General features: G+C 49.0%; 16 protein-coding genes. 5 read left to right on the top strand and 11 right to left on the bottom strand.

Annotated elements, in window-relative coordinates; genetic code table 11:
- Positions 1 to 433: 433 nt before the first annotated feature.
- On the top strand, positions 434 to 1,582 hold the full coding sequence (locus BZG81_RS13170; RefSeq protein ID WP_077669352.1) for an efflux RND transporter periplasmic adaptor subunit: 1,149 nt from the start codon (positions 434 to 436) through the stop codon (positions 1,580 to 1,582).
- Positions 1,575 to 4,703, top strand: coding sequence for an efflux RND transporter permease subunit (locus tag BZG81_RS13165; RefSeq protein WP_077677595.1), 3,129 nt, complete (start codon positions 1,575 to 1,577; stop codon positions 4,701 to 4,703). Before BZG81_RS13170 ends, BZG81_RS13165 begins: the two co-directional genes overlap by 8 nt.
- Before the next feature lie 18 nt (positions 4,704 to 4,721).
- On the opposite strand, the gene BZG81_RS13160 is transcribed toward BZG81_RS13165, so the two are convergent.
- The 3 genes from BZG81_RS13160 to sohB all read right to left on the bottom strand — a co-directional run bounded on the left by BZG81_RS13160 (position 4,722) and on the right by sohB (position 9,872).
- The gene (locus BZG81_RS13160; RefSeq protein ID WP_077577266.1) at positions 4,722 to 5,645 is read right to left on the bottom strand and encodes a TIGR01212 family radical SAM protein; all 924 of its coding nucleotides are present in this window, start codon (positions 5,643 to 5,645) and stop codon (positions 4,722 to 4,724) included.
- 133 nt (positions 5,646 to 5,778) lie between these two features.
- Complete coding sequence (gene topA, locus BZG81_RS13155; RefSeq protein ID WP_077669351.1) at positions 5,779 to 8,409, bottom strand: type I DNA topoisomerase; 2,631 nt, start codon at positions 8,407 to 8,409, stop codon at positions 5,779 to 5,781.
- Between the two features lie 410 nt (positions 8,410 to 8,819).
- A complete protein-coding gene (gene sohB / locus BZG81_RS13150; RefSeq protein WP_021023935.1) occupies positions 8,820 to 9,872 on the bottom strand; it encodes a protease SohB in 1,053 nt (350 codons plus the stop codon).
- A gap of 125 nt (positions 9,873 to 9,997) precedes the next feature.
- Here sohB and BZG81_RS13145 point away from each other — a divergent pair, with 125 nt between their 5' ends.
- On the top strand, positions 9,998 to 10,741 hold the full coding sequence (locus tag BZG81_RS13145; RefSeq protein ID WP_077677594.1) for a YciK family oxidoreductase: 744 nt from the start codon (positions 9,998 to 10,000) through the stop codon (positions 10,739 to 10,741).
- Positions 10,742 to 10,788: 47 nt separating this feature from the next.
- Here BZG81_RS13145 and BZG81_RS13140 read toward each other — a convergent pair whose 3' ends face one another.
- The 3 genes from BZG81_RS13140 to rluB form a co-directional block, all read right to left on the bottom strand.
- Positions 10,789 to 12,927: a TonB-dependent siderophore receptor gene (locus tag BZG81_RS13140; RefSeq protein WP_241827393.1), complete on the bottom strand. Its 2,139-nt coding sequence runs from the start codon at positions 12,925 to 12,927 to the stop codon at positions 10,789 to 10,791.
- 76 nt (positions 12,928 to 13,003) lie between these two features.
- A complete protein-coding gene (locus tag BZG81_RS13135) occupies positions 13,004 to 13,927 on the bottom strand; it encodes an AraC family transcriptional regulator (RefSeq protein ID WP_077677592.1) in 924 nt (307 codons plus the stop codon).
- A gap of 142 nt (positions 13,928 to 14,069) precedes the next feature.
- Complete coding sequence (gene rluB / locus BZG81_RS13130; protein ID WP_021023931.1) at positions 14,070 to 15,047, bottom strand: 23S rRNA pseudouridine(2605) synthase RluB; 978 nt, start codon at positions 15,045 to 15,047, stop codon at positions 14,070 to 14,072.
- 330 nt (positions 15,048 to 15,377) lie between these two features.
- On the opposite strand from rluB, the gene dhaR reads away from it, so the two are divergent.
- On the top strand, positions 15,378 to 17,303 hold the full coding sequence (gene dhaR, locus BZG81_RS13125; RefSeq protein WP_077677591.1) for a dihydroxyacetone kinase operon transcriptional regulator DhaR: 1,926 nt from the start codon (positions 15,378 to 15,380) through the stop codon (positions 17,301 to 17,303).
- Positions 17,304 to 17,369: 66 nt separating this feature from the next.
- Here dhaR and ptsP read toward each other — a convergent pair whose 3' ends face one another.
- From ptsP to dhaK, 3 genes are read right to left on the bottom strand one after another with little or no spacing between them, the layout of a single operon-like run.
- Positions 17,370 to 19,772, bottom strand: coding sequence for a phosphoenolpyruvate--protein phosphotransferase (gene ptsP, locus BZG81_RS13120; protein ID WP_077677590.1), 2,403 nt, complete (start codon positions 19,770 to 19,772; stop codon positions 17,370 to 17,372).
- 1 nt (position 19,773) lies between these two features.
- On the bottom strand, positions 19,774 to 20,409 hold the full coding sequence (dhaL, locus tag BZG81_RS13115; RefSeq protein ID WP_025673984.1) for a dihydroxyacetone kinase subunit DhaL: 636 nt from the start codon (positions 20,407 to 20,409) through the stop codon (positions 19,774 to 19,776).
- A 13-nt stretch (positions 20,410 to 20,422) separates the two neighbouring features.
- Positions 20,423 to 21,481 (bottom strand): dihydroxyacetone kinase subunit DhaK, encoded by a 1,059-nt coding sequence (dhaK, locus tag BZG81_RS13110; protein WP_021024313.1) that lies wholly within the window; start codon positions 21,479 to 21,481, stop codon positions 20,423 to 20,425.
- A gap of 346 nt (positions 21,482 to 21,827) precedes the next feature.
- Between dhaK and BZG81_RS13105 the strand changes: the two genes are divergently transcribed.
- Entirely contained in the window at positions 21,828 to 22,910 is a 1,083-nt protein-coding gene (locus BZG81_RS13105; protein ID WP_077677589.1) for a glycerol dehydrogenase, read from the top strand.
- Positions 22,911 to 23,078: 168 nt separating this feature from the next.
- Here the strand turns inward: BZG81_RS13105 and BZG81_RS13100 are convergent, their stop codons facing one another.
- Positions 23,079 to 23,699 carry an L-threonylcarbamoyladenylate synthase gene (locus BZG81_RS13100; RefSeq protein WP_077577260.1) on the bottom strand — a complete coding sequence of 207 codons (621 nt, stop codon included), beginning with the start codon at positions 23,697 to 23,699 and terminating at the stop codon, positions 23,079 to 23,081.
- A 90-nt stretch (positions 23,700 to 23,789) separates the two neighbouring features.
- A complete protein-coding gene (gene rnm / locus BZG81_RS13095; protein ID WP_021024310.1) occupies positions 23,790 to 24,692 on the bottom strand; it encodes an RNase RNM in 903 nt (300 codons plus the stop codon).
- Positions 24,693 to 25,188: the final 496 nt, after the last annotated feature.

Below are 25,188 nucleotides of genomic sequence, written 5' to 3'. Positions count from 1 at the left end.
AAACAGCCTCTCTTATTCAATAAAACCCTGTACCGCTACGTTAAAATCGTAAAAAAAACCCTTTCTTTTTTTATTGTGGACAATAACAAGATTATAGCCGCGTGGATCGCTTGTTTTTTACCAACAAATTCAGAGAAATCACGTAAAAAACGTAAAAATAAGTGAGATAAAAACTAACTATGTAATTATCTATTGAAAAAAAAGAACAGGTTTGCGTTTTAGCAAAAGACACATGCCGGATGACCGAAACGAGGCGATCGGGAGGACACACTCAGTCGTAACGTGTTGAGTGCAACAAAAAATGATGAAATTCAAAAGATCAGTTAGCGTGTCATCACAGTACTGACGTTACATGATAAATTAGTTAATAGACATATAACCCGAATCGGCTGTCACACTACACWTGGCGACGCACAGAAAGGACTCATCATTAATGAAAGGACTACGTTGGATTCTGCCCTTAGTGGTATTAGGGCTCGGCTACCTTGGCTATACTGCTATTGCGGCAACGGAATCAGAGACACAGGTCGATAATCCCGCTCCTCCTCCGCCGATCGTCGATACGCAGTTCATCACGCCTACGCAACATCAAGTAGTCATCACGGGGCATGGTGAATTAATGCCGCTGGAAACCACGCAAATCTCCGCGCAAGTATCGGGAGAAGTCATGGATTGGCACCCGAATTTTGTCGCCGGTGGCATCGTAAAACGTGGCGACGTGCTCTTCTCTATTGAGGCGGATAATTATCAGGCGGCGGTGCTCAGTGCAGAGGCCGATCTCGCCAGCGCGCAAGCCGCTCTCATTGAAGAACAAGCGCAAGCCGCAGTGGCAAAGCGCCAAGCAAAAAGCTTGCCTCCGACACAGGTCACCGATCTCTATTTACGCAAACCACAACTATTAACAGCCAAGGCGCGGGTGAAGTCGGCCCAAGCGACATTAAAACGCGCTCAACGCGATCTTGATAACTGTCAAGTCACTGCACCCTATGATGCCCTAGTGGTCTCACGCGATATCGGTGTGGGTCAATATATTAGCGCAGGCACGACTGTGGGTACGATCAACAATGTTGAAGTGGCGGAAGTCCACGTACCTGTGGCTGGGTTTGACAGTGCATTTCTGCCCGAACAACTCGAAGGTATTCAGGCCTCGCTGACACGAAATGGCACATCGCCGATTCATCGCGAAGGCACCGTGGTGCGTGATTTAGGGATTGTGGAACAAAGTACACGGATGATGCGTGTGGTGGTGCGTCTTGATGACCCCTACGGTATCAGCTCGCCTAAACCAACTCTGCCCTTCGGCAGTTATGTTGAGGTGGCCTTTAACGGCACCACGTTAGACGCAGTATTTAAACTTCCCCAAGCCTTGGCAAATAATCGACAAGTTTGGGTGGTCGATGGCAAGGGCCAACTTTCATCTCGCGCCTTGAATATTGTCCGTGCCGAAGGGCAATACCTTTATGCGGACCAAGGGCTAAGTGCCAATGACCAGATTGTGACAACGCCCCCCGAGTTTCCTGAAGCGGGAATGACGGTACGCGTGGCATCGCAGGTTGCGCAGGAGAACGACGACGATGAATGAAGCCCCTACGCCACCTCGTGGTCTCATTGCGTATTTTGCACATAACCCTGTCGCGGCGAATCTGATCATGATTTTTGTATTGATCATGGGGATCGCGAGCTACTTCTTTATTCAACGTCAGATGTTCCCCAACATCGAAATTAATTATATCCATATCACTGCTGACTACCCAGGCGCCTCGCCACAAGAGGTTGAAGAGAGCATCCTCGTAAAGGTGGAAGAAGCCATTAAAGATGTCACCGGCATTGAGTCTGTGGTATCGACAGCACGCCGAGGCTTTGGCCGTGTCGAAATCGAAGTGGATGTTGGCGAAGACCTCAATGTGGTGTTGGATCGGGTGAATCAGAAAGTCGATGCCATTTCTAATCTGCCCGCGTCTATGGAGCCGCTCAATGTGTCGCAAGTTGAGTTTCGACAAACAGTGATACGCATGGCGGTGGTGGGCGACAAGCCACTGACCGAGCTAAAACCCGTCGCACAAAACATCGAAGACGAGTTACTTCAACTTAACGATGTGACATTAGTCGAGCTCAGTGCCCCTAACTACGAAATCGCCATTGAAGTTGCACCCCAACAATTAAGAAAATACGACCTCACTCTGGGTCAAGTCAGTGATGCCATAGCCCGCTATTCAGCCAACTTCTCAGCCGGTGAAGTGCGCACCGATAGCGGTATGATCGCCATTCGCGTGGAAAACCAACGCTATCGCGGCGACGAATTTCGACAGATCCCGATTAAAATTGGTCCAAATGGTAGCCGACTACGACTGCAAGATATCGCAACCATTAAAGATGGCTTTACCGAAGGTGAGCGCTATTTTAAATACTCTGGGCAAAATGCCATCTTTCTCTCGGTGAACGCGACAGCGTCGCAAAACATGGTTACCGTCGCCTCCGCAGTCAAAGATTACATCGAGACGAAAAACAACACGCTTCCAGCCGGCTTGGCGCTAAAGTCCGTGGTTGATATGACCCACTACTTAAACGCGCGCTTGGACATGATGCTCAAAAACTTGCTGCAAGGGGCGGTGCTCGTCGCGTTGTTACTGACCCTCTTTTTACGCTTTAAGCTAGCAATGTGGGTGCTCGTTGGACTGCCCGTTTGTTTTCTTGGCGCGGTTATGCTGATGCCAGTGATAGGGGTCAGTATTAATATTGTGTCGTTATTTGCCTTTATTATGGTATTGGGGATCGTCGTTGATGATGCCATTGTGATAGGCGAAAGCGTTTATACCGAAGTCGAGCATAAGGGCGGTGGTGTGAATAACGTGGTTGCCGGTGCTCAACGGGTTGCAACGCCCGCTACCTTTGGGGTATTAACGACCATTGCAGTGTTTGCCCCTTTTTTGATGTCTAGTGGACCAGAGCGTGCCTTCTTCTTTGGTATCGCCGCCATTGTCATCTTGTGTCTGGTATTTAGTTTGATTGAATCCAAACTCATCCTTCCAGCACACCTTGCTCATACCCACTTTTCTACCCCTAAACCAAATAGCTTACGCCAACGCTTTAACCGCCGTTTTCAGCAATTCATTCACGGCCCTTATCGCCGTACAGTCACCCGGGCCACACACTGGCGTTGGTCTGTACTTACCGTATTCATTGCCCTATTGGCAATCAGTATTGCTTTGGTGGTGGCCAGCCACGTTCGTATGGTGCCGACGCCGAAAGTACCACATGACTTCCCCAATATTCGTTTAGAGATGAATAACAACGCATCGAGCGAACAAACCATCGCTGCCCTAAAAGCTATCGAGCGAATGGTCTACGACGTTGATAACAACACTCAAGCGGAAACCGGCCAAGCCATGATCAAAGAAACCCTGGTATTTAATGAGGGCCGAACCGCTGGGCAGCTGGTGATCCCCTTAGTGGATGATGCCGTTCGCCCCTTTACCACTTTTGAACTCTCTCGGCGCTGGCGCGATGCCATGCCTGATATTCCGGGGGTGAAAAAGCTCACCATTCAAGACGATGTCAACGGCGGAGAACAAGGTGATGAATTTGGTTACCTGTTATTCGGCCCCGATATTGATACCCTCAATGCCGCTGGGCGGGCGCTGATGTCACGCCTTAATCAGCAACCAGGGCTTTTCGATATATCCTCTTCGATGGATTCTGGCAGCCAGGAAATTCTGATCTCGCTCACTCCCGTCGCCCATGATCTGGGGCTGGATCTGACGACCATTGCCCAGCAAGTTGGGGGCAGCTTTTATGGCGGTGAAGCACAGCGATTGATCCGAGACGGTGAAGAAATCAAAGTCATGGTGCGGTATCCAAAGCGCACGCGAGAAACCTTCTCATCGCTACGCTATGCCGTGATTACGACGCCAACGGGGCAACAAGTGATGCTGGGTGATGTGGTCAACTTTGAGCAACAGCCTGGGATCAGTAGCCTTCGCCGTGAAGCAGGGTTTCGCACTGTCTACGTCTATGGCGCCATTGATGAAGAGCAAGTAGAACCCAACCAAGTGGTTGAAACGATTCGACAATCGGTAATACCTGATGTGTTAGCCGATTATCCTGAAGTCACCAGTGAGCTCAGTGGCTCGATTGAGGAGCAACAAGCTCAGCAAAGTGAGCAACTGCTGTTTTTTATCGCTGGCATGATCGTGGTCTATGCATTGCTTGCCGTACCATTAAAAAGTTACACCCAGCCATTGATCATTATGTCGGTGATCCCATTTAGTCTCACCGGCGCCATTTGGGGACATTATTGGTTTGATATCGATTTGAGCTTGATGTCGACCTTTGGCTTAATTGCCGCGGCAGGTGTGGTGGTCAACGATTCATTGGTAATGACCGATTACATCAACCGAGCTCGGCAAGCGGGCGTTGCGGTCAAACAAGCGGTGATTGACGCCGGCTGCGCGCGTTTTCGTGCCATCACTCTCACCTCCATCACCACCTTTGCCGGGGTACTGCCGATCATGTTTGAAACTAGCTTACAAGCACGGTTTGTGATCCCCATGGCAGTGGCGTTAGGCTTTGCCGTGATGTTCGCAACCTTGCTCACACTGATTCTTGTGCCTTGCTTGTACCTGATATTGCAAGATATTGGCAGAATGTTGCAAAGACTGATGCAACGCGTCTTGCCAACGGCATCAGAGGATCAACTCCGCTAGATCAAAAGATTCAATCGGCTAGCGCCCTACAAAGGGGTGGCCCAGCGCGGCCCCTTGTGCGCCTGTTTGTGTGAGTGTCTCGGCGATCGCTGTCATCGCAAGCCAGCGATTTTCACACCAGGCAGGTGCTAACAATGTGGGTGGACGTGCACTTGCCGACACCCGATGGTAAACCACCTCTGGTGGCGTTCGCTGAATCATCATCGAGGCGCTAGCGATGTAATCGTCGAACGAAATTTCCCTTTGTCGCCCAGCTCGCCACGCCTTTGCCATGGTGCTTCCTTCAACGATGTGCAGCGGATGCAATTTGATCCCATCGGTGCCCGTATTTACCACAGTATCAATCGTCTGTTGATGGGCCGTTATCTCCTCACCTGGCAGGCCGACAATTAAATGGGTGCATACTTTGATCCCTAAGGCACGGGCCTTTGTTGCGACCTGTTGGTATACCGCGACGTTATGTCCACGATTAATGCGTTTGAGCGTTTTATCATGGCCGGTTTGTAAGCCAAGCTCTAACCACACCTCAAAGCCTTGTTGATAATAATCTGCAAGCAAATCGAGCACGGCATGCGGCACGCAATCAGGACGTGTTCCCACACATAATCCCACCATGTGCTCTTGGGCCAGTGCTTGCTCGTACAACACTTTTAAACGGGCGACTTCATCATAGGTGCTGGTATAAGCCTGAAAATACGCTAAATAACGGCGGGCACGATCCACTTCTTTGGCGCGTTGACTGAGTTGTTGACTGACCGATGCATGTTGCGCTTTTTCATCCGCAAACGAGGCCACATTACAAAACGTGCAACCGCCCCGTCCCAACGTACCATCGCGGTTTGGGCAGCTAAAACCACCGTGCAACGTCAGTTTATGCACCCGTTCGCCATAGCGGTGCTTGAGATCTTGGCCAAGTGTATTAACTAACTGGTGCAGCTCCATGGTGCCTCGTGGCTCAATACAAAGTCGCATCTTAGCAGCACAAACCAGAGGCACTTTGGTAGAGATCAAACGTCGGTATCACGGCCGCTAAAAACGACGAAAAAAACCCGCCGTGATGGCGGGTTGAATCTCATTAGGCTTTGGCCTTCTTCTTGCGCTTGTCAGTGACTTCCCACTGACCATCGACAAAGAAAGCTGACCAGCCGGATGGCTTACCGTCTTCTTCACTTCGCACGTAGTTTTCTTTGGTTTTACGTGCAAAACGAACTACCGTCGGTCGTCCATCAGGATCCTGTTGTGGTGCATCCGCAAGGTATTGGAATTTCTCCGAGATACGATCTCTAAAGCGATCGAGCTCTTCCACCAGCGGCGCGCGAGTTTCACGCGATTTAGGGAAGTTACTTGCCGCCATAAACAGCCCCGAGGCGCCGTCTCGCAGCACAAAATAGGCGTCCGAATTTTCGCAAGGCAGTTCAGGGAAATGCACAGGATCTTCTTTCGGTGGTGCAACATCACCGTTTTTCAAGATCTTGCGCGTATTCTTACATTCATCATTGGTGCAACCCATGTACTTCCCGAAACGGCCATTTTTCAGCACCATATCGTTACCACATTTGTCACACTCAACGACCGGACCGTCATAGCCTTTCGGTTTAAACTCACCCTTTTCGACCACATAACCTTCACAGCTTGGGTTATTACCACAGACATGAAGCTTACGATGTTGGTCAATCAGGTATGAATCCATCGCCGTTTCGCAAATCGGACAACGTTTCATGGCACGAAGATCCGCGGTTTCAACATCCTCTTCTAGGACGTTAACAATGCCGTCTTCATCCATCAGATTGATGGTGGTTTTGCAACGCTCTTTCGGCGGTAATGCATACCCTGAGCAGCCCAAAAAGACGCCAGTTGATGCAGTACGAATACCCATTTTACGGCCACATGTTGGACAATCAATATCCGTCATGACCATATTGTTCGGTTTCATCCCGCCTTCTTCTTCGTCTTGTTCCGCTTGCTCTAGCTCTGCGGTGAAGTCGGCAAAGAAGTCGTCAAGCACGCCTTTCCAATCGGCTTGACCTTCAGCGATTTTATCCAGCGACGCTTCCATCCGGGCGGTAAAGTCGTAATCCATCAAGTCTGCAAAGCTCTGGGTCAGACGATCGGTGACGATCTCTCCCATTTTCTCTGCGTAGAAACGACGATTTTCGACGCGCACATAACCACGATCTTGAATGGTCGAAATGATCGACGCATACGTGGACGGACGGCCAATACCCGCTTTTTCCAGCTCTTTAACCAAAGCCGCTTCCGTGAATCGCGCCGGTGGCTTAGTGAAGTGCTGTTTCGGATCAAGCTGACTCAACGTCAGTGATTGTCCCACTTCCACCGCAGGCAAGATTTGATCTTCGTTTTTACCCGTCGGGCGCTGTACGCGCGTCCAACCATCGAAACGTAAAATCCGCCCTTTTGCTTTCAAAGAAAACTCACCGGCCTCTACGGTCAATGTGGTGGAGTCGTACTTAGCCGGTACCATTTGACACGCCACGAACTGACGCCATATCAGGTCGTACAGTCGATGCGCATCAGGATCCATACCTTGCAAATCGCTCGCCGTCACGCCAACATCCGATGGACGGATCGCTTCGTGGGCTTCTTGCGCATTGGCTTTTGCCCCGTAGACGTTCGCCGACTCAGGTAAATATTGTTCACCGTATTCGCTGGCAATATGTCCCCGCGCTGCGTCCACCGCCTCTTTACTGAGGTTGGTCGAATCGGTACGCATATAGGTGATGTAACCCGCCTCATAAAGACGCTGCGCTAACATCATGGTTTTCTTCACCCCAAAGCCTAACCGCGTACTGGCGGCTTGCTGAAGTGTTGAGGTGATATAAGGAGCAGATGGCTTACTGGTTGAGGGGCGATCTTCACGATCACGTACCACGTAGCTCGCGTTTTCCAACGCGGCCACCGCGGCCATTGCCTCATCGCTGTTTTTCGGCTTAAAGGCTTTTCCGTTTTGCTGTGCAACGAGCAATCGAAGTGCCTGCTCGTTAGGGGTGAGCGTGTCCGCATGCACATCCCAAAACTCTTCAGGAATAAACGCTTTAATTTGATGCTCGCGTTCGACCAACAATTTCACCGCGACCGATTGCACACGCCCTGCCGACAAACCGCGCGCCACTTTTTTCCAAAGCAGCGGTGACACCATAAAGCCCACCACACGGTCAAGAAAACGCCTTGCTTGCTGTGCATTGACGCCATCAATGTTGACGTCTCCCGGCGCTTCAAACGCCTGGGTAATGGCATTTTTGGTGATCTCGTTAAACACAACACGCTTAAAACGATCTTCATCGCCACCGATCAGCTCCCGCAGGTGCCAAGCTATGGCTTCCCCTTCGCGGTCCAAATCCGTTGCGAGATAAACATGGTCAGCTTGCTCGGCCAGTGATTTGAGTTCGGCAACGACTTTTTCCTTGCCCGGCAGCACTTGATATTTCGCCTGCCAACCGTTGTAAGGATCGACGCCCATCTTATTGATGAGCGCCTTCTTTTCTTTTTGTTTCTTAATTTGCGCTTTTTCTTCGGCGCTGAGCCCTTTCGTAGACACAGGTGCAGCTTTTTTACCGCCCTGGGTCGCTCCAGTAGGCAGATCACGCACATGCCCGACACTCGACTTCACAATGAAATCTTTGCCGAGATATTTGTTGATCGTTTTCGCCTTTGCAGGGGACTCCACGATAACGAGAGATTTGCCCATAATGACCTAATTGACGCCCTTTGCGCTAAAACTGTCGAAAATTCGTTGCGTTGCACTCCGATATTGGAATGCCGCTATCTGTTTTACAATATTGAGCGAGTCTAGCCGAATATCAACTAAATTCGCAGTAAAACACGCTGATTGCTCGTACCTTCCACAATTGTTAATCAATTGTGATAGTAGTGTATCGGTTATTCGCTATGCCACTTTTCGGCAAAAAGCGCGCTAATCATTACCATTGCCGCCTGTAAAATAGCTAAGTGGATACGGTAATTTTTGGCTTGGCTCACATTATTCTTGATATTTATCCCATCATAGCGTGATTTCGCCAAGCCAAAGGCATGCCAGCAGTCAATACGACGATGCCCTATTTTATGTGCAATATACCGATATCATGCACGCGCGTTTGCTTACACCAGCGGACGCTGGCCTCGGCTAATCCATTTAAGCAACACACGATCGGCCACCTCAGCGGAGGTTCCTGCTAATTTCTCAGCGATATTTTTGCGCTGCTGATAAGAGACCGATAGCACTTTACGATCCTTGTTGGCCGCCTCAAAAAGATACTCGTCGCTGGTGCAGACTTGATCAATCAAGCCAAGTTCTAATGCTTGGTTGCCAAACCAGTGCTCGCCGGTTGCGACCTCATCAACATTTAACGAAGGGCGGTGCTCGGTGATAAACGCTTTGAATAGACCATGCGTTTCTTCCAACTCGGTTTTGAATTTTTCACGCGCTTTATCGGTATTTTCACCAAACATGGTCAAGGTACGTTTAAACTCCCCTGCGGTCAGCTGCTCAAACTCAATATCGTTTTTCTTGAGCAACTTATTAAAGTTGGGGAGCTGGGCAATCACACCAATCGAACCAATGATTGCGAAAGGCGCAGCGATCAGCTTATCGGCCACACATGCCATCATATAGCCACCGCTAGCCGCGACTTTGTCAACCGCGACAGTCAGCGGTACGCCGGCTTTACGAACGCGTGCCAGTTGCGAGGCGGCTAACCCATAGCCGTGCACCATGCCGCCGCCACTTTCCAGTTTAACCAAGACTTCATCTTGTTCGGTCGCTACCGACAAAATGGCGGTCACTTCCTCACGCAATGCCTCGACTTCGCGGGCATCAATACTGCCTTTAAAAGTCAGAACAAAAAGTTGTGGATCGCGCTGTGTTGGCTGCGCCGTTTGCTTCTTCGCTGCGGCCTTTTGTGCCTTTTCTTCTTTCTTTTTCGCCTTTTTCTCGTCTTTATCGCGCGCTTTTAACGATGACTCATTGTAAAGATGATGTTCGAGCGACTGCCGGTAGGTCTTAAAGCTATCGGTTAAATCGGTAAGCTTCAGGCTGCCTTTCTGTCCGCCTTTATCATTCGCCGCGCGTAGCAGTGCCACTAACACCACCGCTGCCATTAAAAAGGTGACGACTTTCGCTAAAAAAAGCCCATAATCCGCAATGAATTCCAATGTTGTATCCTCTTTTTATCTCTGAGTTTGCAATGCCTCAGCCCAGTGCATCACGCACTTGGTTGTCACACATTACCCGCAACCTTACAATAATCTACGTTTAACAATAAATAAGGATTTGTACTGTGGACTATCAAGTAACCTCCGACGCGCTTCAAGGGCGTGTGATTTTGGTCACCGGCGCCGGCGCTGGTATTGGTCGTCAAGCGGCACTGAGCTATGCCGAAAAAGGCGCGACGGTGATTTTGCTCGGCCGCACCGTGAAAAAGCTTGAAGCTGTGTACGATGAAATTACTGCCACGGGCGCACCACAACCTGCCATTATTCCCTTAGACATGCTGGGGGCAACCCGGCAGCATTACCTCGACATGGCGGATACCATTGACCAACAATTTGGTCGTTTAGACGGTGTACTCCATAATGCAGGCCTACTTGGCATGCTAAGCCCTTTCGATCAAATCGATGAAAAATCGCATGACGATGTGATGAAAGTGAACGTCAAAGCCACCATGTTGATGACACAAGCCTTGCTGCCACTGCTGAAAAAGTCTGATGATGCGCGCGTGGTGTTTACCACGTCTACCGTGGGTCATCAAGGCCGTGCTTACTGGGGCAGCTACGCGATTTCTAAGTTCGCCACGGAAGGAATGATGCAAGTACTGGCCGATGAAATGTCAGACACCAAGGTACGAGTGAACGCGATTAATCCAGGTGGCACGCGAACTAGCATGCGCGCCAGCGCCTTCCCAGGCGAGGATCCCGACACATTAAAAACGCCACTCGATATTATTCCGCTCTACGTCTACCTCATGGCCCCGGAAGGTGTTGAAGTGCATGGCCAGTGCATTGATGCGCAACCCAAACGATAAACAAAAACGCCCCCATTGACGGGGGCGTTGTTTTTCACAAACGCGGTTTAAAAATCAAAGGTAATTTTTGCTTTTACATTCCGCTCATCACCATACCAACAGTTCAGCTCGTCAAAGCAGCTATAGGTCGTTTTATCCAGCAGGTTCGTTGCAGATAGTGACAATTTCGCTCCTGATAGCGACGTATCTAGCTGAGCAAGATCATAGTTTAGAGCGGTATCAAACAGGGTATAATCAGGCACTTTAAAGGTATTGTTCGCGTTACCCTGTGACTCGCCCACATAACGCGCCCCCACGCTCACTTCTAATCCGGAGGTTAACTGATGGTTCACCCAAGCACTGGCCGTTTGCTCGGGCACCCAAACCGGTGTCTTGTCTTCAAGGTTAGGATCGTCGGTGATCTTCATATCAATATAGCTATAGGTTAAGGCCACATTGGTATCTAGGCTCAGCGCATGATTCAGTTCAATTTCGACGCCTCGCGAACGGATTTCACCCATTTGAATTTTGGCGTAAGAATCATTGGGATCGTTGACCAAGGCATCTTGCTTAGTCAGCTCAAATAACGCCAAGTTGAGCCCTGTCGTCCCATCCAACGATAAATACTTCAGGCCTGCTTCCCACTGCTCGCCCTTCGATGGATCAAAGACATTACCTCGATTATCCATGTCTGTCGGCTCAAAGCTCTCGGAGTAACTGAGATAAGGGGAAATACCGTTATCAAATTGGTACATGGCTCCGGCGCGAAACGCCAAATTGTAGTGGCGAATGTTCTTATCAGAGGTACTCGGTGACCCAGCAAACAATGTTTGCTGATCATCTTTTAACTCATATTCATCGTATCGCGCGCCAGCGAGAAAGACCCATTGATTCCAAAGGATCTGATCTTGCGCGTAGAGTCCGGTCTGCGTGACCTCAATGTCATGCTGATCCTGATAAACGAAGCTAAGTGAACTTGGGTCAACCTGGTTATTATTGGGCTCAAAGATATCAATAGCCGGCACCACACCTGCAAGGGTATCGTCATAGCCAACATTGGACGACATGTTTTGATAATCCAAGCCAAACAAGGTGTAATGTTGCGCTGCCCCCCAGCGCAAATCGCCAGAAAGCTGAGTATCAACCACCCACGATTCCATGGTTTCATCTGTCAGGTATGCATTACGCGGATAGTGTCTGCCATCACTGCTTTTTTGATGGTACATGTTCTTTTGCAGTAAATCGGCATCGGTGTATCGTGCGGTGTGCAGTAGTGACCAATCAGAAGCGAGTTGGTGTTGCACCTTATAGCCCAGCATTAAAAACTCTCGGTCATAGGTATTCCAGTTGTTGTCACCGGAAAAACTGTCACTCGAAAGGCTGCCTTGGTCACTGTGCAGCACTGAGCCTTTTGCTGGTAGCGACGTATAAATGCCCGCAGCCGGGTCCGCTTGATAATAAAGATTAAAATTCACTAAGGTATCTTGCGAGATACGCCAATCTAGCGACGGAGCCACGACATAGCGTTCTTCTTCTGAATGCCCGGCTTGCCCGTCTTTTTTCCGTGCCAGCGCCACCATCCGATAGGCCAACGAGGTATCTTGAATCGCTCCGGTGCTGTCGACTGATATTTCTCGCAACGCCTCTGTATCAGTACTGACGCCAACCCGATGCGCGGCTTCACGCTGTGGCGTTTTCGCGATCATATTCACCATGCCACCCGGTGGAATATTTCCGTACAACACGGATGTAGGCCCTTTAAAAACCTCGACTTGCTCAATCGCGATCGGATCAATTTGTGGCTGTAAATTCCAGGTGTTGTAAGGGATCGCTAACCCGTCGTAAAAATTTTGATAGTTGATAAAACCCCGAATATTGAAAAGGTCGAGACGGGTCACGGCCCCACCGCGAAGTTCGGTATTTACGCCCGGGGTGTAGCGGACGGCTTCGCTTAATGAACTTGCTTGGCGCTGCTCCAAAGTTTCACGGTTAATCACCGTGATCGCTTGTGGTGTCTCTTCGGGTGCCAATACCGTTTTGGTGGCGGTATTGCGGTACGTGTCACCTAGGACTTGTATGGTTTCCATGTTGGCTTCTTGGGGAGCAGAGTCAGCCGACACAGTCACTACGCTGCTAATCACAGCTAAGGTCAACGGCGACAATCGCCCAATAGCCTGCCGTGGGCACGAAAAACCTGTATGCATCATGATTTCCTCTAATGACGAACCAATAAATCTAAAACGGAATCATTCGTATTTTATGGATACATAGAGGAAATACTGTTCATTTTGGTGCACGATGCACGGGATCGATAGCACGATGCACGGGATTGAGTGGCACCCAATATGTCATTACTGCGCTATTCGAGTGGGGCTGGTAACCACTGGGGTAGATTTCAAGCTCTATACCATCGGTGCATTGATAGCCAGAGTCTGGTAGCCAAGCGTAAATAAACGCCTGCAATGTATCAGGGAGCCCGCTCACCGGTCCGGAGTGCGTGATAACGGCATAGGTCGTTTCCGGAATGATCCAGCTTGTGGTGTCATGTTGAAAGCCTCCTAATGCCTGTTGTCCCGCAAGGTATGGCAACGGTGATTGCAGTGTATCCGCGCTAGCTACATCAATGGCACCGATACTTGGCTGGTTTAGATCAATCACGCCGCGCGCATAGGCTCGCTGCCAAAGCGCTGGCACAACATCATTAAAATCAGGCTCTGGCGCAAATAATCCCAATATCGGTGCAACGTCTCCCGCGATTGTGGCTTGAGGTCGCGTTTTAATCTGCACAGATAACCACAGAGGTTGTGGTGTGGTTAAAGTGGTAATTTGTAACGGTGTACGAATACCATCCATAATGCCTCGTCGACGATATTCTCGAGGCGTCATATTATATTGCTGTCGAAATGCGCGGGAAAAATTAGCCTCAGAGGTAAACCCACAGGATAAGGCAATATCAATGATACGACGTTGGCCAGTCAGTAACTGCTTAGCGGCATCACTCAATTTAAGCTCCCGCACGTAGTGCGCAACACTCATCCCCGTTTGCTCAGAGAACACGCGCTGCAGTTGCCAACGAGACCAGCAACTTTTTGCTGCAAGTTCACTAACCAATAGTGGCTGATCTAAATGGGTATGGATGTAGGCTAATACACGCTCAATCCGATTCAAACGGGTGGCAGCTTGATAAGGCTCAGCAGCGATCGTCATTATTTCCGTATATCGATAGTTCTATAAATTGAGCTGACAATAACACAAATAATAATCGTTATCATGTATACCCTTCTCTTCTCTCTTGAATAAAAAAACCCGACACAAGGCCGGGTTTTCATTCATTAATGCTGAAAGCGTTTTATTTACGCGTCCGAGGCTTTCCTTTCCCTCTTGGCGCGCCAGGGCGTGGGCTACCTTTTTTGGGTCCCGACCCTTTTGGTCCTGCTGCCGGGGCATTACCACGGCGAGCTTGACGGGCTTTCTTTGGCTTATCGTTCGAGTCGATACGCTCTTCATAGCGGCGCACTGCTCGACGAATTTTCTGACGCGACTTTTTACGCTTTTGGTCTTCTGGCGTGATCACTGTTTGCGATTCAGGCTTCATTTCCACCATCTCGCGCAAATAGTTAACTTCTTTAAGTTCCATCTCGCGCCAACCACCACGTGGCAGGTCTTTCTCAAGATAAATGTCACCGTAACGCACTCGCTTCAAGCGGCTCACAGTCACACCTTGAGTTTCCCAAAGGCGACGCACTTCGCGGTTACGCCCTTCGGTGATCACAACATAAAAGGTGTGGTTCATCCCTTCGCCACCCGCGTAAACCACGTCCTCAAAGCGGGCAACACCGTCTTCAAGCTCGACACCGGCCACCACGTTGCGCACCATGTCTTCGTTCACATCACCAAAAACGCGCACCATATATTCACGCTGCACTTGGCGGCTTGGATGCATCAAGCGGTTTGCCAGTTCACCGTCAGTGGTAAACAGCATGAGACCGGACGTGTTGGCGTCCAAGCGGCCAACAGCGACCCAGCGGGCATCTTTGAGCTTTGGCAACCGGTCGAACACGGTACGACGACCTTCTGGGTCGCTACGCGTACATAGTTCGCCCTCTGGCTTGTTGTAAGCCAGCACGCGACATACTGACTCAGAAGGCGCATTGAGCGGCACTGCATGGCCATCGACACGCACCAGCGCACTCGGATCGTCAAGACGGTCGCCCAGCTTGGCCACCACACCATTGACACTCACTCGGCCGGCTTGGATATAGCTTTCCATTTCGCGGCGTGACCCCGTGCCAGCACGCGCTAGCACCTTCTGTAATTTTTCGCTCATGTTTGTCTTACCTTACTGTCGCCTTCACAGGCGTCAAAAACGGAATAACTCTACGTTATGGCTGGTTATAATACGCCCCTAGTAAAACTTGTTGAAACATCTCCAACAAGATAAAGCGCGGCGCTATAACAGGTGCCTAATGATACACGACCGCATCACGCACGCATAGAAAAATACACCCTGACCACTGGATAAAACGGTCAGTTTTTATACGTCTTTTATCTCGCTCATTTCGTCTCTCTGTGCTGAGGCGTGAAAGTTCTCACAGCTGCTGGGCTAAAGTACCTGTAACATGCCGACAGTCCATAACTTGTGCTAGAGCGGTATAGCATGCTTTCGATCGAAGACAATAAAACCAAATGGGACTTTTTCCAAAAACACCACTGGGTGTCTCATGAATTCTCACGTACCCCCGTACTTAAGTCGTGGGAGCGGTGTATAAAGCAATGTAATCCCTACACTTGGTCAAAACCACACATTGCCTCTGGTTTTACCTTGTCGTCTTTGATGAAGCGCAACGAGCATCTTATCGAATGTGCCACCACAGTGCTTGAAGATACTTACGATATGTTAGGCGAAGAAAATTTGCTATTGATTGTGACTGACAACAATGGCTGCATTCTTTCTCTCGTCGGGCATGACGTAATAAAGCAGGAGATGAACGAGCTTGGTATAAAACACGGTTGCTTTCTTTCTGAAGGGAAGATTGGTACCAATGCAGTCAATCTCTGTATCAACACCCATATGCCTTGTGAAGTATTTGCCGCAGAACACTTTAATCGTCACTTACATCCTTATGCCTCCGTGGCAGCACCTGTTTTCGATCAATTTGGCAAGCTACGTGGGACAACGTGTTTGATTAAAAACGCAGAACACTACCAGAAAGAGAGCTTAGTCATCATCGCGTCAAGTGCGAGAGAAATCAGTTTGCAGATACATATTCATTCTGAACAAGAGAATATTAACCGTCTTTCCTGCGCGCACAACGCCACACTAGAGTGCATGGATGATGGTCTCCTGGCATGGGATGAAGACAACCACATCACCATGGTTAACCATCAATCTGAGCGGTTACTGAATATCGAGGCAAGCGATGTCTTAGAAAAAGATGTGTTCTGTGTTTTTCGTTTTCCTCCTAATGTGCTCAACAGTATTGAGTCTGGCACAACGATTAAGCGTAAGCTGACCACAATAGAAGTCAACGGCGAGTTCGTCGAAGCTATTATCACGCTGCGTGCGCTCAATGACGGCACCCATTTACTGTTCTTGCACCCCATCGATAAAATTCGCGAACTAGCTCAACAGCAGATCGGAGGCAGTGCACGATATACATTCAATACGTTGCCTGTTATTTCACGCAAGATGAAACACGTGATTACCATGGCCAAGCGGGCGATAAAATCGAATTCACCGATCTTCATTACTGGAGAGGAAGGTGTGGGAAAAGCGACGTTAGCCATGGCGATTCATAATGAGAGTAGCTATAAAGATGGGCCATTCATTACGCTCAACTGCCGCTCGATCAATACGGAACAACTGGTGAAAGAGACCTTGGGCTATGATGAAGGACAGGGCATGCCTTCTAAGTTTGAGTTAGCTCACGGTGGAACTCTGTTTTTAGAAAAAGTGGAATACCTATCGCCAGACCTACAAGCCGTGTTACTAAAGTTATTAAAGACAGGCTTGGTAAGCCGTAGCGACAGCTTGCGATTGATCCCAGTAGACTTTCAACTCATTACCAGCACGACCGCAGAAATCAGCGAATATGTTACACAGCGCTCATTTGGTCGCCAACTTTACTATGAGTTATCCTCAAACGAGCTCCCTATTTCGCCACTAAGAAAACGCAGAGAAGACATCGAACATCTTGTCCAGCAGCTTGTTAGCCATTACGAGCGTCGCCACAATGTAACCCTCTCGATAGAACAAGTGGCATTGGAAGCATTAATGAATTTTCGTTGGCCAGGAAATAACTCCGAGTTAAGAAACCGAATTGAGCGCATCTTGCTTAATCGAGGTTCAAACTTGATCAAACTGAGTGATATTCCTGAGGACATAAAATTGAACGCCCATCATCGTACAGATAATACGCCGATCATAACCCTAGAAGAAGCCGAGAAAAGAGCCATTGTTCAGGCTTGGAATCAATGTAATGGGAAAATGAACGAGATGGCCAAAGCACTGCAAATTGGACGCACGACACTATGGCGAAAAATCAAAAAATTTGGCTTACATGAACAGATGGAGTGGTACTAACGAGTCATATTAAAAAAGTCATATAAAAAAACCGGCGTTGAACGCCGGTTTATACGTAGAGGAACGCTATGCCTGCAAAGACAGTTGGCGAATCTGAGCTTTGAGTCCAGGCAGCAGGCTAGCGCTAGCGCTGAACTTACGAAGACCAATACCAAGTAACATCTGTGTTGCGTTCGGATCACCCGCCATTTCGCCACACATGCTCACGGGAATACCAGCACGCTCACCGGCAGCACACGTCAATTCAATGGCTTTTAATACCGACGGTTCAAAGTAATTCACAAGCTCTGCGACTGCCGTATTGCCGCGATCTGCCGCCATAACATATTGCGTCAGATCATTAGTACCAATAGAAAAAAAGTCAACTTCTTGCGCCAACGCATCCGCATTTAGGACAGCAGCGGGTACTTCTATCATAATACCGACAGGAAGCTTACTTGCATCCACCCCTAATTGCTGAGCTTGATGCGCCAACAATGCTTTCACTTTTTTTACTTCTTCAACCTGCGCGACCATAGGTATCATCAGTTGAATATTCGGCTGTACCTGAAACGCCTTTAAAATCGCGCGCAGTTGCGTGTTAAATAAAGCTTCATGCTTGAGGCACAAACGTACCCCTCTCAAGCCTAAAAAAGGATTATCTTCCTCAGGCATAGGATAAGCCGCTAGAGGTTTATCCCCTCCCACATCGAGACTACGAATGGTGAGTGGTTTATCGCCGAGCGCAGCGGCAATGTCTCGATAAACTTGGTATTGTTCATCTTCAGTCGGTAAGGCTTCACTGTCTTGGAATAGAAACTCGGTACGAAATAGACCAACACCTTCTGCCCCCGATGTTAACGCATTTTCCAAATCATTCGGTCCACCAATATTCGCTAAAACGGGAATAGCGATACCATCGCGAGTCATCGCCACTTGCTGTGCGCTCGCTAGCGCACTTTTTCGCGCGTTTTGCCATTCAATTTTCTGTGCGTCTAGCGCCTGCTGTATCTCATCTGACGGCGCAAACCATAAGTGCCCTTTGAAGCCATCAAGCGTCACCATTTGACCTGACCGAACGGCATCGAGACACCCTTGCGCTTTTACCATCGCGGGGATCCCCATCGCGCGAGCAAGTATCGCACTATGGGACGTTTTACCGCCTTCACTTAAACAAATACCGAGCACTTTTTCTTTATCGAATCCAGCCACATCCGAGGGCATAAGGTCATGGGCCAATAAAATACTTGGCTCCTGAATCTCAATGGCCTGAGGCTTGGCACCTGTCATTTCAATCATCACTTGGCGGGCAATATCATGTACATCAGCTTCACGTTCGCGCATGTATAGCGTCTCAGCATGACGATATTCTTCCGCCAGCGCGTGAAGGGTTTCTAGCCAAGCTTGCTCGGCAATCATGCCTGACTGAATATGCGATTCGACCGATTGCCACAATTCAGGGTCACTTAACATCATGCTATGCGCCGAAAATATGTCTCCTTTCGCTTGCTTTGCTTGACGTTGTAAACGCTGAACAACGCACTCTATGGCTTGCTTAACATGCGCAATTTCATCGGTTTCATGACCAAAGGGACGATCGGGTACGGAGGGCATATCACTGGTAAAAAGAACAACGGGCGCCGTTACAATACCTTCATTCACGCTAATCCCCGTGATCGCACCTTCAATGGTTTGCGCATTCACCTCATACTGTAATGCATCAACTTCATCGCTTTGATGTTCGAGAGCACCATCATCAACGGCCTGTTTTTCGCCAAAGTGATCATGTGCGAGAGCTTTAAATGCTGCTATCGCATCCACGGCTTGGGAACCAAGGGCATGTATGGTTATGGTCTCATTGCAACGGACACCAAGCTTCGCAATACTATTGAGACTTTTTGCATTGACCTGTCGGTCGCCCTTTTGTAGCCAGAGTTGACAGTCAAAGCGCGCCAGTGCGCCAACAATGGCGGCGGCTGGCCGAGCATGTAATCCATGCGGATTTTGCACGATCCAGTCGTATGTCAGCGCTTCTTTATCCTGCGTCGCCGTTTGCGCGGGTTCCGCATTTGTTGATGGCTGATCACCTAGATGCGCTTGTTTTACACCCAAGGCATTCTGCGCTTCCTCAACCACGGTTGCCAACGGTAACCCTGCCGCTGCTGCCACCGATGCCGCCATCGTCCCTTCGACGATGGGCGCTGATATTAACGTCACACTTTCCTTTATTTGATCATCAAGGAGATCTAGCGCCATTTCTGCACTTAGCAATGCGCTTCCGAGATCCATCAAGACAATAACGCCTTTTTCATCATTCACCCGCTCTATCGCTTCCATGACAGCAATGGTATCGGTACCTATCGGGTTTTCAGGATCATCAACACCTGCAGCAATGGCGATATTCGCTTTGCCTTGGGTCATTTGGGTCGCTAATTCAGCGACCCCCTCAGCAAGGCGACGACTATGAGAGACAACAACAATTCCCACCATCTTAATTACCTGCTATTGCTTGCTTTAGTGCTTTAATCATTAATAAAGAGGACGTTGCACCGGGATCTTGATGGCCGATACTGCGCTCACCTAAATAGCTCGCTCGTCCTTTTTTCGCTTGCATTTCAATGGTGGCTAATACATTCGCTTCTGCGAGCTCAACCATCTCATTATGTAAGTGATCAGCACTTGTGCCCTTATCTAACGATGCCTTTATACTCGTCAAAACCGGTAGCCAAACATCACACATGGTTTTGTCGCCTAATTCAGCTTTACCACGAGAAACCACACCATCGACCCCACTTTTTAGCGCGTCGATCAGCTCTTCAAAGGTTAATTGTTCTCGAGTCCCGACAGCCGCCGCTGTGCGAATAAATAACGTGCCATATAAAGGGCCGCTTGCGCCTCCGACACTAGACAATAATGTCATTCCCGTATTTTTTAGAATGCTACCAATGTTTTGCTCGACAATTTGAGGCAGTTTTTCCGCGACTTTCTTAAAGCCACGATTCATGTTGAGACCATGGTCGGCATCGCCGATATCACGATCAAGATCCGTGAGAAAATCTTGGTTGTCTTGATAGGTCGTCGCACACAACTCTAACCAGTGAATAATATGTGTTTTTTCAATTTGCATGTTATTTCCCCTGTTACCAGTTGATTGCGGCAGTATCAACGGGTGCATCAAAAAGTTCTAACATCTCTTTATCCGCTTTGAGTAAGGTGATTGACACCCCTTCCATATCAAGCGACGTACAGAAGTTACCTACCCTATTTCGTACGATGCGGAATCCCGCTTGCTCGCAGTTATGCGCTAGACGGCGATACACGCCGTAAAGCTCAGAAATTGGCGTGCCTCCCATACCATTGACCATCACGATGTAGTCATGATCGGCAGAAAAAGGCTCAATACTAGACACGACCTCATCCCATTCGCCTTCTTCACGATTCCAAATCCGTAACGTGCGCTGATAAGGTGCGTTTTCAGCGAGTTCAGCAAACATGTCATCCACCAAAGTATCGACGTCTGTGTATTGCATGCGTTTAATACCTGGCTCACCATGGATACCAACACCAAACTCCACTTCATTATCTTCTAAGATAAACGACGGCTTACCTGCGGCTGGCACAACACAAGCATTAAGCGCGACACCAAAGGATCGGCACTGGTTATTGACGCGTCGAGCAAGCGCTTCACACTGTGCCAACGTATAACCTTTACTTGCCGCAGCGCCGACTAATTTCTCCACTAACACAGTACCTGCCACGCCACGACGGCCAGCGGTGTAAAGGCTATCTTTCACGGCCACATCATCATCCACCAAGACTGATCCAACACTGATACCATCGGTATGAAGTAGCTCCACGGCCGTTTCAAAATTCAACACATCGCCCGTGTAGTTTTTAATGATAAAAAGCACGCCCTCACCGGTGTTTACTTGGTTACCACACTCATACATTTGATCCGGTGTGGGCGATGTAAAGACTTCTCCCGGGCACGCTCCGGTCAACATACCTTTACCAATAAAACCCGCATGCAATGGCTCATGACCACAACCGCCACCAGACACTAACGCGACTTGTCCTGGTGTTTCCTCATGCCACATATAACGAGGTTCGTAATTGGCCTTTAACTCAGGACGGGACAACGCAAGGCCTTCCATTTGTTGCAAGACAACATCATCGACTTGATTGATTAGTTTTTTCATCGTTCTATCTCATTCCATTTATTTTCACGTAGGGTATGAACTCATCTTAAGCAGAGAAAACAGGGGCTCAACAAAAATAATTTTGTTCCATACTGGAACAATTTATCTTTTTATTTCGTTTCAATATGGAACATGAATGACGCAAACAGTCTGAATAGTGATCAATGCCATAAAGCAGGGTTTGTCGTTTTTTCTTTCGCGACGGATTTGACACTGCGGTCATAAAAGCTCAATTCAAATCCGCGATATCCTTTCTCGTTTGAGCTGTCAGTCCTAATATAGCGCCTTCCCTACAATGGTTTTTCATTGCAGAAAACACACAGAATAAAGAATAAAGGTCTGAATTATGGACAAAATAATTATTAGCCCCAGTAAATACGTCCAAGGTGAGCAAGTACTGAGCTCGATTGCACACTATGTAAAAAGTCTTGGTGAGAAACCATTAGCCATCGCTGATGCGTTCGTGACCGACTTGGTGGGTGCAGAGGTAAAACAGAGTTTTGCTGATGAAGAGATATCACTCACAACCAATATTTTTAATGGCGAGTGTTCGCGTGCTGAGATTGAGCGCATCACCGATATTTGTGCGACACAGCAACATGATGTCATCGTCGGTATTGGCGGCGGGAAAACATTAGATACGGCAAAATCCGTTGCTTTCTATACCAAAATTCCCGTTGTTGTTGTGCCGACCATCGCGTCTACAGATGCGCCAACGTCGGCTCTCGCCGTTATCTATACCCCAGAAGGTGAATTTTCTGAATACTTGATGATTCCTAAAAATCCGGACATGGTGATCATGGATACGTCGATCATCGCTAAAGCACCGGTTCGCTTACTGGTTTCCGGGATGGGTGACGCGCTATCAACTTACTTTGAAGCTCGTGCAAATATGACGTCAGGTAAAGCAACCATGGCCGGTGGGCTTGCGACCCGGTCCGCGCAAGCGCTAGCAAAACTGTGTTATGAAACATTACTTGAAGATGGCTTGAAAGCGAAAATCGCAGTAGAAAATGGTGTGAGTACCAAGGCGGTAGAAAACATTATTGAAGCCAACACCTACCTAAGCGGTATCGGTTTTGAGAGCAGTGGCCTAGCTGGCGCACATGCCATCCATAACGGTCTCACCAAGCTTGAGGAGTGCCACCACCTTTACCATGGCGAGAAGGTGGCATTTGGTACACTTGTTCAACTCGTACTCGAAAACGCGGCAATGGAAGAGATAAATACCGTCCTCGCTTTCTGCCGTTCCGTTGGCCTACCGACCAATCTTTTTGATATGGGCGTAAAAACGCTGAATCATACGACGTTGCGTGCGGTGGCAGAAGCATCAACTGCTGAAGGAGAGACTATCCATAACATGCCATTTCCTGTAACGGCAGATAATGTTTATTCCGCAATTTTAACGGCGCATCAACTGGGTCAATAGTGTATCGCCTACCGCATAAATTGAGACATATCGAATCATAAAAAAACGCCCAGCAAGGCGGCTGGGCGGGAATGGAAGGTCAACCACTGGCTGACGCAACATCAGAACAAGAACATTGCACTGATAATTACGCAGTGCAATGTTTGTTGGTTCACTGGCAATAAAGGATTAATCAAACGGCGTCGAATCACCACGACCCTGGCGTCGAATTTCAGGCGCACCGTCGCTAAAATCGACCACCGTCGTTGGATGCTCACCCAACACCCCACCGTGCATGATCAAATCCACACTGTGCTCTAAATGATCGCGTATCGCTTCGGGATCGGATTCGGTGAAATCATTACCGGGCAGAATCAGCGAGGTCGACATTAATGGCTCACCCAAAGCTTCGAGCAAATCTAGGGCGATTTGATTATCGGGAACACGAATGCCAATGGTCTTACGTTTTGGATTCATCAAACGTTTTGGCACTTCTTTGGTCGCTTTAAAAATAAAGGTATACGACCCTGGGGTGTTGTTCCGGATTAGCCGAAACGCAACATTATCCACCCGTGCATACAGTGAAAGCTCAGAAAGATCGCGACATAGCAACGTAAAATTGTGATCTTTATCGAGATCACGAATACGGCAAATACGCTCTAGCGCTTGTTTATTCTCAAGCTGACAGCCAAGCGCATAGCCCGAATCAGTCGGATAAATAATCACCCCACCGTTTCGCACAATTTCCACCGCTTGCTTGATCAGCCGCGCTTGCGGATTCTCTGGGTGGACATAAAAAAACTGACTCATGGTTCCTCCTGCTGTAGCTTGACCACGTTTTGGATGCGCACCGCAACCCAGCGATAGTGGCCGACGCGCCGGATAATCCTTATTATCCTTCTATTGTAACGCGTCTGACTGGTTGCTATCTAGTTGATTTATTGATTGCTGTTTCTGCTCGGCAGCCTCTAACCATGCCCAATTCCACCAAAGCGGCTGGCAGTCTTTAGGCAGCCATAGATTTCGGCCTAGCTCTGTCCATGGTGAAGGGTAATGAAAATCTGAGCCCAATGAGGCCAATAAGCCATAGTCCCGCGCGTAGTCAGCGAGCAAACGACGTTCTTGTTGCGACTGCTGAGGGAGTGCGACTTCGATGGCATCGCCTTTCGCCTCAGAAAACGCCGTTAGCAGTCGCTTCAGCCACTTAGCCTTGAGTTTGTATCGGCCCGGGTGAGCGAGTACTGCCTGTCCACCGGCTTGGTGAATCACCTCAACGGCCTCTGCAATCGAACACCAATTCGGCGGCGCATACCCCGTATTGCCTCGGGTTAAAAAGCGCTTAAAACAAGCCTGCATGGTTTTCGCGTGGCCCTGCTCCACCAGCCAGCGGGCAAAATGCGCACGAGTTAGCGGTGCATCACCGGCCAGCTCACGTGCACCCGCTAACGCGCCTATATAATGCGAGCGCTCTAGCCGTGCAGCAATCAACTCCGCCCGTTGTTGGCGTCGCTCAGCTTGCTCGGCAATCAGCGCGATTAATGCCGGATGGTGCGGATCGATATTTAAGCCCACAATGTGAATATCAAAGTTTTGCCACAGAGTGGAAATCTCAATACCGCTGACCAAGGTAAGGGGCAGCGCTTGGCGGTCAATTTCTGCTTGCGCATCCACCAGCCCGGCAGTGGTGTCGTGATCGGTAATCGCCAACACCCCCACACGGCGCTCAACCGCACGCTGCACTAAATCTTGGGGCGATAAACGGCCATCTGAGGCCGTCGTGTGACTATGTAAATCAATGATCATGGTGTATCGGGTTTCCTTAATATGTCCACGCACTCTGGTGATGCTAACGCAAGCAAGTTAATGCACGTACGCGAACACTATTGATTCATTTGTTATTTTTTATGGTGCGCTTTTTCCGCACTTTTTCTGCATTCTTTTGGTTTTCCCCGTTGACACAGAGACAAAATATCAGTTTACTAGTACACAAGTTAACGCGCACCGTTTCTCGGTCTCGGGGAGCAAGATTGCGCTAAGGGTAACAGTCACAACGGAGTCTCGCAGCATGTATTTCAATACCTCGCCTCGTACAAAGGGCATTTACACGGCACCCACTGCAGTACTGGCCGTCAGCGCGCTAGCGACATCTATGACCTCTGTTGCGCTTATTGGGTGGCACGGCTCCTTACGGGCGGTGTAACGGGCTGTATCAACAGCTACCTTATTCACAACGCCCGCCACTGACGCGGGCGTTTTTGTCTCTGAGCTTTGCCATTAAGCGTTATCGTGCCACTACGCA

This window comes from Salinivibrio sp. MA607 (assembly GCF_001996245.1).
GTDB lineage: Bacteria > Pseudomonadota > Gammaproteobacteria > Enterobacterales > Vibrionaceae > Salinivibrio > Salinivibrio costicola.
The sequence above is the reverse complement of the archived record's forward strand: the minus strand, read 5'-3'. Positions and strand labels throughout refer to the sequence as shown.

Excerpts from the sequence above, each read along its gene's own strand:
- rnm (WP_021024310.1), bottom strand. The coding sequence starts at position 24,692 with ATGATCATTGATTTACATAGTCACACGACGGCCTCAGATGGCCGTTTA.
- BZG81_RS13160 (WP_077577266.1), bottom strand. The coding sequence starts at position 5,645 with ATGGAGCTGCACCAGTTAGTTAATACACTTGGCCAAGATCTCAAGCAC.
- topA (WP_077669351.1), bottom strand. The coding sequence starts at position 8,409 with ATGGGCAAATCTCTCGTTATCGTGGAGTCCCCTGCAAAGGCGAAAACG.
- dhaR (WP_077677591.1), top strand. The coding sequence starts at position 15,378 with ATGCTTTCGATCGAAGACAATAAAACCAAATGGGACTTTTTCCAAAAA.
- BZG81_RS13105 (WP_077677589.1), top strand. The coding sequence starts at position 21,828 with ATGGACAAAATAATTATTAGCCCCAGTAAATACGTCCAAGGTGAGCAA.
- BZG81_RS13170 (WP_077669352.1), top strand. The coding sequence starts at position 434 with ATGAAAGGACTACGTTGGATTCTGCCCTTAGTGGTATTAGGGCTCGGC.
- BZG81_RS13140 (WP_241827393.1), bottom strand. The coding sequence starts at position 12,927 with ATGATGCATACAGGTTTTTCGTGCCCACGGCAGGCTATTGGGCGATTG.
- ptsP (WP_077677590.1), bottom strand. The coding sequence starts at position 19,772 with ATGGTGGGAATTGTTGTTGTCTCTCATAGTCGTCGCCTTGCTGAGGGG.
- rluB (WP_021023931.1), bottom strand. The coding sequence starts at position 15,047 with ATGAGCGAAAAATTACAGAAGGTGCTAGCGCGTGCTGGCACGGGGTCA.
- dhaK (WP_021024313.1), bottom strand. The coding sequence starts at position 21,481 with ATGAAAAAACTAATCAATCAAGTCGATGATGTTGTCTTGCAACAAATG.
- dhaL (WP_025673984.1), bottom strand. The coding sequence starts at position 20,409 with ATGCAAATTGAAAAAACACATATTATTCACTGGTTAGAGTTGTGTGCG.
- BZG81_RS13100 (WP_077577260.1), bottom strand. The coding sequence starts at position 23,699 with ATGAGTCAGTTTTTTTATGTCCACCCAGAGAATCCGCAAGCGCGGCTG.
- BZG81_RS13135 (WP_077677592.1), bottom strand. The coding sequence starts at position 13,927 with ATGACGATCGCTGCTGAGCCTTATCAAGCTGCCACCCGTTTGAATCGG.
- BZG81_RS13165 (WP_077677595.1), top strand. The coding sequence starts at position 1,575 with ATGAATGAAGCCCCTACGCCACCTCGTGGTCTCATTGCGTATTTTGCA.